At 29.7% G+C, this 16,929-nt stretch carries 16 protein-coding genes; 1 reads left to right on the top strand and 15 read right to left on the bottom strand.

All coding sequences use genetic code 11. From position 1 onward, the window contains the following. Window positions 1-3: 3 nt before the first annotated feature. Genes L8U41_RS01560 through mqnP form a run of 3 tightly spaced genes read right to left on the bottom strand, consistent with a single transcriptional unit; the run spans window position 4 to window position 1,887 of the window. The gene (locus L8U41_RS01560) at window positions 4-525 is read right to left on the bottom strand and encodes a hypothetical protein (RefSeq protein WP_263679519.1); all 522 of its coding nucleotides are present in this window, start codon (window positions 523-525) and stop codon (window positions 4-6) included. Next, window positions 518-1,021, bottom strand: a complete 504-nt coding sequence (locus tag L8U41_RS01555) for a hypothetical protein (RefSeq protein ID WP_263702296.1) — start codon at window positions 1,019-1,021, stop codon at window positions 518-520. The genes L8U41_RS01560 and L8U41_RS01555 overlap by 8 nt, the downstream gene beginning before the upstream one ends. Further along, the gene (gene mqnP, locus L8U41_RS01550; protein ID WP_263727628.1) at window positions 1,012-1,887 is read right to left on the bottom strand and encodes a menaquinone biosynthesis prenyltransferase MqnP; all 876 of its coding nucleotides are present in this window, start codon (window positions 1,885-1,887) and stop codon (window positions 1,012-1,014) included. The genes L8U41_RS01555 and mqnP overlap by 10 nt, the downstream gene beginning before the upstream one ends. A gap of 69 nt (window positions 1,888-1,956) precedes the next feature. Here mqnP and miaA point away from each other — a divergent pair, with 69 nt between their 5' ends. Further along, a complete protein-coding gene (gene miaA / locus L8U41_RS01545; protein WP_263679521.1) occupies window positions 1,957-2,832 on the top strand; it encodes a tRNA (adenosine(37)-N6)-dimethylallyltransferase MiaA in 876 nt (291 codons plus the stop codon). Here miaA and L8U41_RS01540 read toward each other — a convergent pair. From L8U41_RS01540 to nuoD, 12 genes are read right to left on the bottom strand one after another with little or no spacing between them, the layout of a single operon-like run. Continuing rightward, window positions 2,823-5,186 (bottom strand): tetratricopeptide repeat protein, encoded by a 2,364-nt coding sequence (locus L8U41_RS01540; protein WP_263679523.1) that lies wholly within the window; start codon window positions 5,184-5,186, stop codon window positions 2,823-2,825. The two genes, miaA and L8U41_RS01540, sit on opposite strands and share 10 nt — an antisense overlap. Window positions 5,187-5,210: 24 nt before the next feature. Further along, window positions 5,211-6,608, bottom strand: a complete 1,398-nt coding sequence (locus tag L8U41_RS01535; protein ID WP_263682484.1) for an NADH-quinone oxidoreductase subunit N — start codon at window positions 6,606-6,608, stop codon at window positions 5,211-5,213. Then, window positions 6,608-8,077 carry a complex I subunit 4 family protein gene (locus L8U41_RS01530; protein ID WP_263727627.1) on the bottom strand — a complete coding sequence of 490 codons (1,470 nt, stop codon included), beginning with the start codon at window positions 8,075-8,077 and terminating at the stop codon, window positions 6,608-6,610. Before L8U41_RS01530 ends, L8U41_RS01535 begins: the two co-directional genes overlap by 1 nt. A 1-nt stretch (window position 8,078) precedes the next feature. Further along, window positions 8,079-9,881, bottom strand: a complete 1,803-nt coding sequence (gene nuoL, locus L8U41_RS01525) for an NADH-quinone oxidoreductase subunit L (protein WP_263727626.1) — start codon at window positions 9,879-9,881, stop codon at window positions 8,079-8,081. Next, on the bottom strand, window positions 9,869-10,180 hold the full coding sequence (gene nuoK / locus L8U41_RS01520; RefSeq protein WP_087699810.1) for an NADH-quinone oxidoreductase subunit NuoK: 312 nt from the start codon (window positions 10,178-10,180) through the stop codon (window positions 9,869-9,871). Before nuoK ends, nuoL begins: the two co-directional genes overlap by 13 nt. Then, window positions 10,180-10,686, bottom strand: coding sequence for an NADH-quinone oxidoreductase subunit J (locus tag L8U41_RS01515; protein ID WP_263727625.1), 507 nt, complete (start codon window positions 10,684-10,686; stop codon window positions 10,180-10,182). Before L8U41_RS01515 ends, nuoK begins: the two co-directional genes overlap by 1 nt. Beyond that, window positions 10,679-11,311 carry an NADH-quinone oxidoreductase subunit NuoI gene (nuoI, locus tag L8U41_RS01510; RefSeq protein WP_039668894.1) on the bottom strand — a complete coding sequence of 211 codons (633 nt, stop codon included), beginning with the start codon at window positions 11,309-11,311 and terminating at the stop codon, window positions 10,679-10,681. Before nuoI ends, L8U41_RS01515 begins: the two co-directional genes overlap by 8 nt. An 8-nt stretch (window positions 11,312-11,319) precedes the next feature. Continuing rightward, window positions 11,320-12,318, bottom strand: coding sequence for an NADH-quinone oxidoreductase subunit NuoH (nuoH, locus tag L8U41_RS01505; protein ID WP_039619340.1), 999 nt, complete (start codon window positions 12,316-12,318; stop codon window positions 11,320-11,322). Further along, window positions 12,315-14,768, bottom strand: a complete 2,454-nt coding sequence (locus L8U41_RS01500; protein ID WP_263727624.1) for an NADH-quinone oxidoreductase subunit G — start codon at window positions 14,766-14,768, stop codon at window positions 12,315-12,317. The genes nuoH and L8U41_RS01500 overlap by 4 nt, the downstream gene beginning before the upstream one ends. Next, on the bottom strand, window positions 14,765-15,481 hold the full coding sequence (locus L8U41_RS01495) for a hypothetical protein (protein ID WP_263727623.1): 717 nt from the start codon (window positions 15,479-15,481) through the stop codon (window positions 14,765-14,767). The genes L8U41_RS01500 and L8U41_RS01495 overlap by 4 nt, the downstream gene beginning before the upstream one ends. Further along, the gene (locus L8U41_RS01490) at window positions 15,478-15,705 is read right to left on the bottom strand and encodes an NADH-ubiquinone oxidoreductase subunit E family protein (protein ID WP_039619346.1); all 228 of its coding nucleotides are present in this window, start codon (window positions 15,703-15,705) and stop codon (window positions 15,478-15,480) included. The genes L8U41_RS01495 and L8U41_RS01490 overlap by 4 nt, the downstream gene beginning before the upstream one ends. After that, the gene (nuoD, locus tag L8U41_RS01485; protein WP_263727622.1) at window positions 15,702-16,928 is read right to left on the bottom strand and encodes an NADH dehydrogenase (quinone) subunit D; all 1,227 of its coding nucleotides are present in this window, start codon (window positions 16,926-16,928) and stop codon (window positions 15,702-15,704) included. Before nuoD ends, L8U41_RS01490 begins: the two co-directional genes overlap by 4 nt. Between the last annotated feature and the right edge of the window lies 1 nt (window position 16,929).

The following is a 16,929-nucleotide window of genomic DNA, read 5'->3' as shown; positions in this document are numbered from 1 at the left end:
CCTTTATAATAATTTATTAAATTTCAAAATAAGCTCAACTCTGCCCATGCCTATACGCAAATCCTTTGCGATTTGTTCTATAGATTTTTTTTGATTAAAAAGCTCTATTACCTTTTGTTCTTCATTATCATAGCTTGGGCTTAATTTTGTAATACTTTGGGTTTTTTGTTCTAAATTTAATAAACGATTTTTTTGCTCACTTTGAAATTCTTCAATCACCTCTTCTACTTCTTTTAAAGCACTTAAAATAGGAATGATATTTTGATTAATTTTTTGTTCTAATATCTGCAAAAGTTCTTCTTTTAGCTCTTCTTTAATGGCTTCAGTATCTATTTCCTCTTTTTCTTGCTCTTGTTCATCTAAACTTTCTTTTTTTAAATAATGATATTGCTTATTTAAATCTTCTATCATCTTACCAAGCTCGTTAATCTTAGCAATACTTTCTTTTTCTTTTATCATCATATAAGCAAACATAGCAAAAATTAATAAAGCTACCACAAGCCACAATAATAAATCACTACCCATTTTCTTGCTCCTTTAAAATCTTAATCATCGCTCTTTGCATATTTGCTACAAAATTATCATACACAAGCTCATCTTCTGCTTTTATTTGTGTGATTTTTGCCTCATTTTCACTTAAAGCTTTAAAAAAAATACTAATTTTTTGACCATTTAACTCAAATCTTGCATAATATTCCTCATCTTGAGTCAAACACTTATCTTTAAATTGAATGTGTGCAAAATTTACACCTATCACAAAGGCTTTATATTTTAAATCTGTAAATAATTTTGTTTTATTGATATCATTTTTTATCAAATACAATTCTTGCTTTAAATCCATAAGCAAATCAAAAATAATTTGCTCACCCTCACTAAATTCCACTCTTGAGGCAAGCTTTTTCCATTTGCTTAAATTGACATAATTATTGCTTGAAAGATATTCTTGCAAAAACTCTTCATATCTTTCTTTACTCTCTTCAAACTCAAGCTCTAACGAACTTTTAAAAAAATTTATCTCCATAAAAGATCAACCCAAATAAATATAAAAAACACTATACTTAAATACCCATTTAAAGTAAAAAATGCTTTATCGATTTTTGCAAAATTCTTTCTAACTATGCGGTGCTCAAAAAATAAAATAATCGCACTAATTATCACCCCTAAAAAGGCAATATTTCCCGTTGGAGCCACCCAAACAAATAAAAGCCAAAAAAGTACTGCTAAAACATGACAAAACGCTGAGATAAATAAGGTTGCCTCAAGCCCAAATTTAGCAGGTATAGAGTACAAGCCTGTTTTTTTATCATATTCCATATCTTGCAAAGCATAAAGCAAATCAAAACCAGCTGTCCAAAAAGTAACACCCAAACACAAAATCACACTATAAATTTCAATACTTCCCAAAACTACAATGCTACCTGCAATAGGAGCAAGCCCTAAGCAAAATCCTAATACTAAATGTGCTAAGGATGAAAATCTTTTAAAAGCTGAATAAATAGCTAAAATAAACAATACCGGCAAAGAAAGAGCAAAGGCTAATTTATTAATAAAATAGCTTGCCAAAACAAAAATAATAGCATTTAAAACAATAAAAAGTAAAATACTAGTTTTACCTATACGTCCATCGATATTAGGTCTATTTGCACATCTTGGGTTATTTTTGTCAATATCCTCATCCATCAAACGATTAATCGCCATTGCAAAATTTCTTGCACTCACTGCACAAATAATACCCAAAAATAAAGCCTTAAAACCAAACCAAGTACTATCATTTAAAATAACAGAAGCCACAATCATTGAAGTAAATAAAAAAGGTAGGGCAAAAATAGAATGCTTAAAAACTATCAAATCTAAAATATCTTTCAATTTTTCTTTTAATATAGGCATTTTTTCTCTTTATAATATATTTTTGTTATGATTTTACTAAAATAATTTTAAATTTAGGATATTTTTACGATGTTTTTTGAATTTGCACTCATTGGAACCACTGCAAGTGGCAAAACAGAACTTGCTAATAAACTAGCTTATGAATTTAACGCAAGTATTTTAAGCCTTGATAGTCTTTGCGTGTATAAACAAATCAACATCGCTTCAGCCAAAACAGAGCAAAAAACCCTAGATGAGCTTGATTATTTTGGTATAAATTTATTAAATGTCAATGAGCATTTTAACATTGCTTTGTTTTTTGAAGAATACAAAAAAGCAAAAGCCTTTGCTCAAAAAAACAATCAAATGCTTATCATCACAGGCGGAACTAGTTTTTATCTAAAAGCCTTAATGGATGGTTTGAGTGAAAATTTTAAAGAAAGTCAAAGCACACTAAGTAATGATGAAATTTATCATTTAATGATAAAAATTGATCCGCAAGCAAAAATAGAAAAAAACGATACTTATCGTTTGAAAAAATGGCTTGGAATTTATGAACAAACTAATAAAATTCCAAGTGAAGTTTTAAAAGAAACCAAACAAGAAGCTTTGATTAAAAAACTTGATATTTTTGAAATTTCTTGGCAAAAAGATCTTTTAGAAAAACGCATTATCAAGCGCACTAAAAATATGCTAAATGAGGGCTTAATAGATGAAGCTAAAATGTTATTTGATAATTATGATCATCATTTAAAAGCACTAAATTCCATAGGTTTAAAAGAATGCAAAGAGTTTTTAGATAAAAAAATAAATTTAAATGAGCTTGAAGAGCTCATCATCATCCATACAAGACAACTTGCCAAAAGACAAAGAACTTTTAATAAAAAATTCAATAAAGAAATTTTAGATTTTCAAAGTGCTTATGAGAATTTAAAAGCTTATATTTTAAAAAAATATCAAGGCTGAGTATTTAAGACATTTAATTTATCTTTACATAAATTTTGCCAATTACTCGTTACATTAATATCTATACAATTTTGCAAACTTTGTTTTTGATTTTGCACATCTTTTAAATCTTCATAAATATTGCTTTGCACATAAAAAACTCTTGCGCGCTCATCATCTTTTAAAGGATTAGCAAGTAAGTCTTTAAACAAAGTTAAGGCTTTTTGAGCTTGATTGCTTTGTTTTAAAGCTTTGATATAGATAAATTCTAAATCGGGACTAAAAAGATTTACTCCCTTTAAGTTTTGATAATCAATAGCCTTTGGAGCATAGTTTAAAATACTTGTTAGAAAATTATTTTTTTCACAATAACGCAAAAACTCATAATATAATTCCACCATACGATAATTCATAGGAAATTGCTCTAGTTTTTGTAAAGTTCTTATCATGGCATTATAATCTTGCAATCTAAGCTCAGCAAAAAATTTAATATAATTTGCTTCAAATTTTTCATTATCACTAATAATCGTTCTTGTGTTTAAAATATCGTTAATTGTTTTTATAACAAAGTTATAGCGTTTATCTTTAAGAGCTAAATCAGCACTTTGAAGCTTATAAAAGATAATATCATCATTTTCATTTTCCACTATGTATTTTTTAGCTTCTTCTATGCGCGTTGTGCGTTTAAAACACTCAAGCATTTGTTTTTTATTTTGTATTTTGCCTCCTATATTATAGGCTTTAAAATCATCATATATTTTAATAGCAGCCAAACACTCATCATTTTTTAATCTTTGCTCTAAAACCAAAATAGCAGCTTGCTCTAAAAGATTTTTTACTTCTTTATTGGAGTATTTTTCAATGTCTTTTTGATAACTTATAACCTTTTCATAATTTTTTTCTTGAAAATATAATTTGACATTATCAAACAGCGCCTTACTAGAAATTTCTCCAGCGTATTTTTTCATAATTTCTTCATATTTTTGATGCAAAAAACTTGCATTAGCATCTTTTAAATATAAAAAGTTTTTATCTTGTGCTTCTTTAATTAAACTCACATATTCACCCAAAGGAAAATCTTCTGCATAAAGATCTAAATATTTTTGAGCTTTAATATGCTCATTTGCATTTAATAAAGACAAGGCAAGATCTTTTAATACTCTTTCATATTCTTTATCTACCTTGGTTAAATGCGTAAAAATATACTCATAAATTTTAGAACTTAAATCATAAACCCTATTATTAGCAAAAGCTTTTGCCAATAATAGAGAATTTTCCAAATCACTCATGAAAAATTCAGGGTTTGATTCTAAAATTTTATTTGCTAACTCTTTGGCTTCTTTTATATTTTTTGCCTCTAGATGATTTTTTGATAAAAATAAAGCGGCTCTACTGGCTAAATCTGCATTTGGAGTAGAATAATACACATCTTGATAAATATTATTTGCGGTATTTTTTTTACCCAAATGATACAAATAATCTGCATAATCAAGTAAAGCCATTATAGTATATTTATCGCCTTTGTGTTCAGTATTTAAAGTATCTATAATATATTCAACATTAGATCTTTGCGATAAACCCATATAAACTCTCATCATAATATACATTACTTCTGTATAATCTTTATCGTTAATATAAGTTCTTACCCATCTTTTAGCATCATCTAACATTTGCTCTAAAATTACTTGGTCTTTATCAAGTTCATAAGTGTATAGTTTATTTTGAGCTCTTAATTTATAAAGCTCAAATTCATTCATAAATACACTACCCTGATAACGCTTAATAGCGCTAGTTGCATCCCTTAAAACCTGATCATATTTTTTTGCTTCATATTCTTGTTTTATACTAAAATAAGCGTTAAAATCTGCACTTTTTGAAGTTTCCATAGGATTAGAATTTAAATCTAATGCTCCGATATAAGGCATTAATGCATCATCAAAATAAATATCAAAATCAAGCCCATCGCTAGGTTTATAATACCTTAAATCTTTGGTAAAAATAAATACAAAATGCTTAGAAGCATCTTCACTTTGACTTTGAATTTCTTTAGCATTAAAAATATCTTGAGAATAATTAAACATCTTAGCTAAAATTTTAGGATAGATTTTGATTGTCAAAAAAGTTTGGTGCTTTTCAAAATAAATCGTAAAATCATCAAATTCTTTATTTTGAAACTGCATATTGCTAACACCTAAAACATTGCACTCAAAATGGGTTTTTTCAAATTCAAAAACACTTTTGCAAGTAAAATCCTTATCATCTTTTAAATGCAAAAGCGTAAAAGGGCGTTTATGCTCTTCTCCTTTATTAACAATAATTTCAAAAGAAAATGTATAAGTTATACTTAATAAAAATAAAAATAAAACCCTTATCATAAGCGTGATTATAGCAATATTATTTTACAAAAGCAAAAACACGCAAGAAACACTTCCAATCAAACACAAGCATAAAATAATCTTTTGTTTTACATCTAAGTTTGCACTTTCTATGATTTGAGCCTTTTTGAAAAAAACATAAATTAAAATTTTTAAATAAGCATAAAGCATAATCATAGAACTTAAAGCTATAGCAAATACAAGTACATAATAGCCTGAGTTTAAAATAGAAGCTAAAATTAAAATTTTACCCCAAAAAATACCAAAAGGCGGAATACCTGCTATACACAAAATGAATATAGCTAGCATTATAGACAACACTGGTCTTTGATCAAACAAACCTGAAAAACTCTCAAATGAACTTTTTTGAAATAAACTCAATATTAAAAAAATTCCATAATTTGCAAAAGCAAAAGATATCCAATACACAAACAAAGCAAAAATTGAAAGCAAATAAGAAGTCCCATCTCCTTGAGAACTCACACTCATACTAGAAACAATAACTGCTAATATAAAAGAAGAATGAGTAATAGAACTATATGCTAGCATTTTTTTCACATCTTTTTGGATTAAAGCTACTATACTTACAACAAGCATAGAAAAAATTGCTAGTAATGCTACTATGTATTCAAATTTTACTCCACCGCCTAAAGCAGAAAAAATTCTTAAAACTACTATTATCATAGCTATTTTTGGTACTATAGATATAAATGCTATAAAATTTGTATGCACTCCACAATACACATCTTTTAACCAAAAATGAAAAGGTGCAATAGAAAGTTTTACTCCAACAATAACTAAAAACATTACCCCAGCACAAAGCAAGATAGGATCTGAAATATATTCAGAATGCAATAGATTATCTAAATCCAAAGATTTTGTTTTTAAATATACAAAAGCACAAGCAAAGACAAAAAACCCAGCGCCTACCGCAGCTAAAGTAAAATACTTTATACTAGAGCTAATAGCATTATGAGTTCCTCTTAGTGCTATTAATGTATAAAGAGCTAAAGAAGAACCTTCTAAAGCTAGGAAAATTACAATTAAATTAGTGCTTGATATCATTAATATCAAAGAAGCAATCATAAATAAAAACAAAGAAAAAAACTCTGCCTTTTGCTCATCTTTATCCATTAATAAATAAAGCATTGAAAAAACTAAAATAACTATTTGAGCAAAAATTGCATAATTATCACTTACAAATAAACCAAAAAAGGCATGAGAATTATCTAAAACAAAGCCATTATAAAGCAATAAAAAACACAAAGCGCTAAATAAAGCTATAACACTTGCTCCTATATAAAAATTTCTAGAAAGCTTTTTAAATGCATCCAACAAAAGCAAAACAATAGCCCAAAAAAGCAATGATAACACAGGAAATAACAATACAAAATTGAATTTTTCTAAACTAAAGCCACTCATTAAAAACCTCTTATATCATCTATGATTTTTTGATTTTCTATTGCAATATTTCTTGTTTGCATAACTTCAAGAATGCTATTTACATTCAAAGCAATTTCATCAAGCATAGCACTTGGAGCTATCCCTAAATAAATTACCAAGGCACTTAAAATACTCAAAACAAAAATTTCACCTTTTTTTAATATTAATTTCTCTATTTTTTCTTCACTAGTGGCAAAAAACATATTTCTATAAATATTTAACATATAAATAGCCCCTAAAATAATCACACCACCTGCAAATAATGCATACCATAAATTCACACTTGCTATGCCTTGTAAAATTAAAAACTCACCTACAAAAGAAATAGTCAAAGGTAGTGAAATAGATGAAAATAATAACACCGCAAAGAAAAAGCTAAATAATGGAGCTGTTTTAGCTAAATTTTTATAAAAGTCTAAATCAAAAGTATGATATCTTTTATAAAGCATATAAGCAGCCAAAAACAAACCACCCGTTACTATACCATGTGCAAACATGTAAAATACAGAACCACTAACCCCATTATAAGTAAAAGTCACAATACCCAAAATCACCACACCCAAATGCGAAATTGAGCTATAAGCAATTAATTCTTTTAAATCTTTGGTTTTAAAAGCAATTAAAGCTGCATATAAAATTCCAACTATACATAAAATAGCAAGTAAAGAATAATAATGATTTAAAGTATCAGGTGTTAAAGGCAAGATAAATCTTAAAAATCCAAAAGGAGCCATTTTAAAACTAACAAGCATTACAGATACTAAAGTCGGACTTTTTGCATAAACTTTTGGCGCCCAAGTGTGGAAAGGAAATAAAGGACTTTTAATCGCAAAAGCGATAAAAAATCCTATAAAGATTAAATTTTGCACACTTTCAGGTATGAAAAATTCACTCTGATACCAAGCAAGTAAATCAAAACTCCAATACCCAAAACTTTGATAATACAAAAATCCTACATAAATAATCGCTAAAAGCATGAGCATAGAACCGCAAAATGCATAAATAAAAAATTTAATCCCTGCTTTATAATTATCTGAATATCTGCCTATTAAATAAACAAGAGGTATAAGAGAAAACTCCCAAAATACATAAAATAATAAAGCATCTAATGAAGCAAAAAGTCCTATAATACAAAATTGCAATAAAAATATACTTACTACAACACTTTTATCTTGAATATCTAAACATATAAAAGATAAAAAAATCATAATAGAACAAAGCAACATCAAATAAAGCGCTATAGCATCTACACCGATATGAAAATTAACTATTAAAGAATTTAAACTAAACTCATAAGCTATGCCACCATGATAATTAAACAACAAAAAAACATTAAAAATTAAAATCAAAAAACTAACTAAAACAGCAAAAGACTTGCTATCTTCTTTTTGCAAAAACAAAGCTATAAAAGCTGCAAAAAATGGAAATAACATTAATAAACTAAGCATTTTACACCGCCAACGCTAAACAAAATAAACATACAAAAGCCAACACTGTAATTCTTAAAACCAAAGAATAATCCTTACCTATGCTAAGAGTCCTAGCAAAAGTTTTAAGGAAAAATGCAACACTATCTACCAAAGTATCTAAAATTTCTTTATCGCTTTTTCTTAAAAATTCACAAAATAAAGCATATTTACTAACAATAAATTGATGATAAAACCTTGGTATATAGTATTCATTAAACAAAATCTTATAAATACTTGTTTTAGAAAGTGATGGTTTAAACCAATTTTTCCAATAAGCCATGATAGCCAAAAGCACTCCAAGCACTGCAGCAGCACTTGCAAGCATCATAACTAAAGAATTTTGCCCATCAATAAAAGCTAAGTTTTGACTTACAAACTCCATAAAGCTATGCTCAAAAAATCCTGCAACAATAGCAAGCAAAGCCAAAGGACTCATCGCAAATAAAGCTATTTTACTAGCTTCATGAGGATGTTCTTCATGTCTTTTTGGAGTAAAAAATACAAGCATTAAAAGTCTAAAACTATAAAAAGCTGTCATAAAAGCTGCTATTAAAAGTACCAAGAAAATTCCATGATGATGACTTATAAAAGAAAATCCTAAAATTAAATCTTTAGAGAAAAATCCTGCAAAAGGATAAATTCCTGCCAAAGCCAAAGAGCCTATAAGCATTAAAATAGCGCTAAAACGCATACTTTTATAAAGCCCGCCCATCTTGCTAATATCAAGTTTATCATTCATCGCATGCATAACATTGCCCGCACCTAAGAATAGTAAAGATTTAAAAAATGCATGGGTTGCTAGATGAAATAAAGCTATAGCATAAGCCCCAAGACCTGCTGCTACAAACATATATCCAAGTTGAGAAAGCGTTGAATAAGCAATAATTCTCTTTAAGTCTTTAGCCACCATAGCCATAGAAGCGGCAAAAAGCGCTACAAAAGCTCCAAGTATAGCGATAAAATATCCTACTTCAGGAACTTGTAAATAAAGCTCTCCAGCACGAATTACTAAATAAACTCCAGCAGTAACCATAGTCGCAGCATGGATTAGCGCTGAAACTGGTGTAGGTCCTGCCATAGCATCAGCAAGCCAAGTATGGAAAGGAAATTGTGCTGATTTACCCATAGCACCCACAAAAAGTAAAAGCGCTATCAAAATCAAAATCATATCATTTTCATGCCCTAAAGATAAAAGGGTAAAAAACTCATCGTATTTTAAAGAATTGAACTCTATATAAATTAAGAAAATTCCTAAAAGCAAAGCCAAATCTGCAATTCTATTCATGATAAATGCTTCATTAGCAGCAAAGGTATATTTTTCATTATGATACCAAAAACCTATCAAAAGCCATGAGCAAAGTCCAACGCCCTCCCAGCCTATGAAAAGTCCTAAGAAATTATCACTCATAATCAAGAACATCATAGAAAAAACAAAAAGCCCTAAATAGCTAAAATAGCGATTAAACCCTTCATCATGCTCCATATAAAATATACTATATAAATGCACAAAAGTAGCAACTATGCTTACTACATTCATCATAATTAAAGTAATAGAGTCTATTTTAAAACCAAAACTAACATCTACCAAAGATATCCAAGTACCAAGTTCAAAATTAAAATGTACTCCATTATTTAATAAAACAATTGAAGCAAGAGCTGAAAAAGCTATAAATAAAGAAGCTAAATAACCTAAAATAATTTTCTTAGTACTAAAAGCAAAAATACCTAAAATAACAGCTGAAGCCAAAGGAGAAAAAAGTGCAATTAAAGCTAAATTTTGCATTTTATCTCTCCTTTTTCAGCTAAAGAACTAAGCTCTAGCGTTCCTGTTTTTCTGTACCATAAAACACAAAGCGCTATCCCAACAGCTACTTCACAAGCTGCAACCCCCATTACAAATAAAGCAAAAATTTGTCCTTCTATATCTTTATGAGAAGCTCCTGCTGTAACTAAGGCCAAATTAGCAGCGTTTAATAAAATTTCACTTGAAATAAAAAGCATAATTAAATTTTGGCGTTTTATAATACCTATTAGACCAATGATAAACATCAAAATAGCCACAATGTAGTATTTTTCTAACATCATTGCTCATCCTTTTTTATATTTTTTTGAGTAAGTGCTATAGTGCAAATTAAAGCTATTAAAAGTAAAATTGCCATAAATTCAAAAGCAAGCATGTATTTTGTAAATAAAGTAAAACCTATTTGCTGAGTTGAATCAAGATCATAAACTTCACTAGTTTCATTTAAACCAAAGTTATAGCCCATAATAATACTAATTAACAAAATAGCACTAAAAATCACAGCAAAAATAAATACTCTTTTACCTTTTAGACTTTCCTTTACTTTTATCGAAGCATCAAAAAACATCATAGCAAAACTATAAAGACCTAAAATAGCCCCGCTATAAACGATAATTTGAATCGCTCCAATAAATTCAGCATTAAGTAAAAAATAAAATCCGCTCAAAAACACCATAGCCGCAGCCAAAGAACTAATAGCATAAAGTACACTAGTACTTAAAACGCTAATTAGAAAAAATCCCAATACCAAAACACTTAACAAACAAAAAGCTATCGTTTCAAACATTTTCTTCCTTTGGGGTATCTTGCTGTCTTTGTAAATCTATCTCATAATAATTTGGAGTTTTCTTTACTAAATCATCAGCATCTTTTCTTAAACTACCACTTCCTTCAAATACTACTTGATTTTTAAGCTCATCGATAGGAGTTAAAAAATCTTCCTTTTGACCAAAATACGATCTTTGCTCTGCTGCATTTTCATACTCTTTACCATGCACAATAGCAAGTTCAGGACAAACATCAGCGCAAAAGCCACAATAAATACAACGTCCTAAATTGATACTATAATTTTCAACCTTTTTACGTCCATCTTCGCTTAAACTTGTTTCCATTCTTATGCAATTGCTAATGCAAATTTTTTCGCACAAGCCACAACCAATACAACATTCATTTTCACTTTCAATAAAACGCATCAAACGATGTACCGCACGGTAGCGATTATCTAAAGCAACTTTTTCCATAGGGTATTTAATCGTTGCGCTATTATTTTTTTTAAACATTTCTCTTAATACGACAAACAAACCTACAAAAAGTTCTGTATTTAAAGAACGCTTGATTACTTGTATAAATTTTTCATAAGCATTTTGAGGATTTTTACGCTCAAAATCTACTTTAAAATAACCTTTTTTCATTGTTTTTCCTATATCACAAGTACTAAAGCACTAATTAATAAATTTAAAACCGCTAAAGGAATTAAAATCAAATAACACATTCTCATTACTTGATCAGGACGCAGTTGCGGAAAAGCCCCTCTAGCCCAAAAATACCAAAAGAACACAAAAGACACTTTCAAAAGCATCATAATAGCCCCTGGTATAATCCAAAAATCATTAAATCCACCCAAAAATAAAAGCGATATCATAATCGCTCCTGTTATCATGGCTGTATATTCTCCGATAAAAAACATACCCCATCTAAGCCCACTATATTCAGTGCCATAACCTGAAACAAGTTCAGTTTCGTTTTCACTTAAACAAAGTGGAGTTCTATTAGTTTCTATAAAAATAGCTATCACAAACAAAATAAAAGCCAAAGGTTGTTTAAAAATAAGCCAAGAAAGTATGCCTTCACTTTGATAGTTATTAATATCTACTAAAGACAAAGAGCCAACAAGCATTACAACACATACCAAAGAAAGACCTGCAACACTCTCATAAGAAATGATAGAAACAAGCCCTCTTGCCCCGCCTAGCAGCGACCATTTATTATTACTAGCCAAGCCTCCTAAAAAAATCGCATAAAAACTAACCCCGCCCATACCTATGACAAATAATAAAGCCACATTAATATCAGCAATAATAGGACGAATCACTCTACCAAATAAAGTAAATTCAGGAAAAATAGGTATAGCTGCAATTGCCACAAAAGCACAAATTGCTGCAATCAATGGAGCGATTAAAAACACCACTTTTTGAGCATAAGTTGGCACTATATCTTCTTTAGTAAAAAGCTTAATCATATCAGCAACCACTTGAAGCAATCCAAAAGGACCTACCATATCAGGCCCTAAACGACGATGAAATAAAGCCAAAGCCTTTCTTTCAAGATAAGTTGCCAAGCCTGCTAAAGTAGCAAAAATAGCTATAACAAGCACGCATTTGATAATTGTTTCTATAATAAAAAAAGTAATATCACTCATATTTTAGCTCCTGCTTTTTCAAGCCAAACTTTTGCATATCGAGTATTATTAAACAAAGATTTAAAATCAATCTTACTATCATAATCCCCCAAATACGCACCATTTTCTAAAGATTCATCACATTTTACACTTATAGCAATTTGAGTTTTTTCATTTTTTAAAATAACACTATCATCTTGGTTTAAATCAAATTTTTGCATTAAATCAAGCGATAAAAATAAAGCTCCAACCTCATTAAAAGCTCTATTGCTAAGCTTTGAAAACTGATGAATACGATTTGCATAATATAAGGTTAAATTTCCTTCATTTTGCTCTTTGACTTCTTGAATACTTAATGTTTTTTCAAACTCAAAATGAGAAAAATCAAGCTCATAGCCTCTATGATTTGCCCCACCATTATCATAATGATTTTCCAACTCATCAAAATCAATTGCCATAAAGCCTTTATTTTGTGGTAAAAATTTAGTATAGTTGATCGTAAATTCCTCATCAAAACCTAAAGCATTTGCTAAATCATTTAAAAAATAACCTTTAAATTCTAAAGCTGCATTTGTAGGAACTAATCTTTTGTCATAATTTACAAAGCTACCTTCTTGTTGATTTAAACTAGAACTTGCAAGATCAAAATGCCCATCATAAGAAAAAGTAAAATCGCCTTTTTCGTTATAACCTAGTGTTTTTCCCGCTTGAAAATCTTGACTTAAATCACAAATTAAACTCACGCCTAAAGTATTGGTACAAGTTGGATTTAAAAAGACTTTAAAATCAGTATATTTTTGCACCAAAGCACAAAGTTTTGCTAGCTTTACGCTTTGCTCATCATAGTAAAAATCACTTCCTATAACAAGTGTAAATTTTTGCTTTTTTGCGAGCAAAGTTTCTAAAATATCCTCATCTATGCCAAGATTTTTCGCATAATTTGATCTTTGCACCTCTATGCTTTTTTTAATTTTTTTAGGCACAAGCTTTTTAACTTCTTCTATAATAGTGTCACCATTTTCATTTTGCTTTTCTATCTTTTCAATAACTTCTTCATTAATAGTTTCTTCTATTTCTTTAGTGCCTTGATAATACGCATTTTCTAATGTATTTTTAAATTCTTGTGGAAACTCTTTAGCAAATTTTTGCAAGATAAACAATAAAATATTTTCATTATCTTTAATATCATGATTAATCTGCAAGAAATTTTTAGAATATTTATCCACACCTTTATCTTTTATAGGATGAAAATATAGTCCCGCACCTTTATTCATCACTAAAGCGTTATTAACTTTATATCCTAGCGTTGGCGCATCATAGCGTAAAAATGAACCTACGATGATTAAAAAATCACTTTGAGCAATATCATCTGTATTTGCATTATACATTGCATTTGCATTTTGATAAAAACAAGCTAGGAAATCTTGGAATTTTTTAGCTTCATGGTTTATAAGGTTAAGATTAAATTTTTTACTTAAATTTTGCAAGATTAAAGCTTCTTCATTGGTAATAAAACTATTAAATAAAATATTTTTTATTTCATCATTTTTTATCATATTTACTAGTTTTTCAAAAGCTTTTTCATCTTTACCTTGAACTTCATTTTGGGTATTAAAACCATATCTTGCAGCTTTATTTAGCGTAGCAAAAGCAAAATCATTACTCACTCTATAAATTTTTTCTTTTTGATTATTAATACTAGTTTGTTTAATATCATAATACATCAACTCACAATCACTAGAATGTGGATTACTAGCTGGAATTTTCTTTAATTCCCAAGCATTAGATGTATATTGAAAAGCTGCACCTACCAAAGCTCCTGTTGGACATACGCTAGTGCATTCTCCACAAAAAGAGCAATCAAGCATGTCACCACTACTTGGCGCAATTAAACTCTTTTGAAATTTAGTCCAAATCGCTAGTGCGTCTTTACTCATACTCTCTTTAAAACTTGCATCGGGCGCGTTTGCTCCTCTTGGAGTAGTTTTTAAAGCACTTTCACCTATTTTATCTTTACAAACTGTGATACATCTTTCACACACTATACATAAAGCTGGATCATAATTAATCTCGCCCCATTTTTTATGCTCTTTATGGGTATCTTTAATCCAATAATTTTGCACATTTACTCTTGCTTTGTGTGTAAAGTTTTGAAGCTCACATTCGCCAGATTTATCACATACCCCACATTGTAAAGGGTGGTTGATGCAATATGCTTGCATGATAGCATTACGCTCATCCCATAAATTTGATAAATCACTCTCTACTACCATACCTTCTTTAACTTTAGTATTGCAAGAATAAACCTTTTTACCATCAGCTTCTACCATACACATACGACAAGCAAGTGTTGGAGAACAACCATTTAAATAACAAATTGCAGGAATGAAAATATCATTTTTTCTTGCGACATTTAAGATATACTCACCCTCATTTGCCTCACATTCTATACCATTAATGATAACTTTCATTTTATAACCTTAACTTGAGCTTTTGAAAAAGCAAAATCAGCGCTTTCATAATCAAACAAAGCCACCGTACCTTTTAAATCATGATTGATTTTTACTATAGTTGTAAATTCTTGAGTGTTTATTTTTAAATTAATTTTATCCTCATCCTTGACCTTAGCAATTAAAGCAAAAGATGAAGAACAATGCAAATTTTTGTCTCCCAAAGGTGCTTGCATGATAATAGTTCCATCAAAATTATCAAGTTCTAAAAGCTCACTAAAAGAATTTTGTATTGACAAATTTTCTTCATTTTCATTAGAGCAAATTAGCAAAAGATTAAATTTATGACAAAGTTTTTCTAAAAAATACTTAATATTTTCAAAGTCTTTATGTTGGTATAAATTTTCATCAAAAATAATACATTTTGCTTCTTTTAAAAACTCTAAAATCTCTAAAGCCTCTTCTTCGCCAAAGCAAGATTCAGCACTTAAATAACCCTCATCAAGCTCGTTAAATTCAGTATCCAAACTCATCTTACAAAGTAATGCAAGCACGAAAGGCGCACTTGCAATCTCACATTTATAAAAACTTGCTTTTAAATTTTTATCTTCTATGCAGGAAATATTGTAATTTTTACTTTTGTTAAGCTTAGCACAAAGCGAAGGATTTTTTAAAGAAAGTAAATCCACAAAACACAAAGCATTTAAGCCTTCTTGATATCTTGCTAATTTCATTGTCCTACCTTTTTAAAAACTATAGTCCAATCTACTTGATTAAATTTTAAAGAATTTAAAAGTTCACAATTTTGCTCTTTTATGAAAGCAAAACTTTTTTCTACATTAGAAAAATCTCCTATTTCAAACAAAACCACTAAAACTTCACCCATATAGGCTTTTTGAATGATTTGTTCTAAATCCTTAAATAAATCTTGACTTTTTCTTAAATCCACGCGTCTCATCGATCTATCTCACCTAAAACTATATTAATACTTCCTAAAATCGCCACCGCATCAGCCAAATATGATCCAACAAGCATTTCTTCTAAAAACGCACAATGAAAAAAGCTTGGAGTTCTAGCTCTTAATCTATATGGCCTACCGCTACCATCTGAGTGGATAAAAAATCCAAGTTCGCCTTTTGGACTTTCAGTTGGCACATACACCTCTCCTTTTGGTGGTTTTAAACCTTGGCTTACTAGGACAAAATGTTGCATAAGTGAATAATTTTGTGTCATGATTTGCTCTTTTGAAGCGCTTACATACTCAGGATGATTGCATAAAATTTCAGGCGGAGTATCTTGATAGAGCTTAGCACATTGAACTAAAATTTTCAAACTTTCTCTAAATTCTTGCATATAAACCTTATATCTTGCATAAGAATCACCCATTTTAGCCACAGGCACGCCAAAATCTACCTCATCATAAAGTAAATAAGGTTCTTCTTTTCTAACATCATAAGCAATCCCGCTTCCTCTTAGCATAACCCCGCTACAACCCCAACTTAGCGCTTGTTCTTTACTTACCACTCCTACATTTTCAGTTCTTGCACGCCAAATTCTATTATCATCAAGCAAGGCTTCATAATCTTTTATATCATTTGGAAATTTATTGCAAAATGCTAAAAGTTCATCTAAAAAACCTTCAGGTAAATCAAGCATTACTCCGCCTATTCTCATAGATGAATGTGTAAGTCTTGCCCCACAATATTTTTCTATTAAATCAAGCACATATTCACGCTCTCTAAAGCAGTATAAAAATACTGTCATCGCACCAATATCAAGAGCATGTGTAGCAAGCCACAACAAATGTGAAGCAATGCGGTTTAACTCAAGCAAAATCATCCTTATCACACTTGCCCTGCGTGGAATTTCCAAACCACAAAGTTTTTCCACAGCAGCTACATAGGCATAATTATTTGCACTAGCTGCGATATAATCCATTCTATCGGTAGTTGGGATAAACTCTTGATAGATCATATTTTCAGCCATTTTTTCCATACCACGATGCATATAGCCTATACAAGGAGCAGCCTTGGTGATTTCTTCTCCATCAAGTTCTAAAATAAGGCGTAAATTTCCATGAGCGCTAGGGTGTTGGGGACCAAGATTTACTATCATAGTACCATCTTCACGCTCAAAGCTTATATTTTCATAATAAGGTTTTAATTTAGTAGAAATTTGCATT

The organism is Campylobacter sp. RKI_CA19_01116 (genome assembly GCF_025771405.1).
GTDB lineage: Bacteria > Campylobacterota > Campylobacteria > Campylobacterales > Campylobacteraceae > Campylobacter_D.
This window is presented reverse-complemented; position numbering and strand designations above follow the sequence as displayed.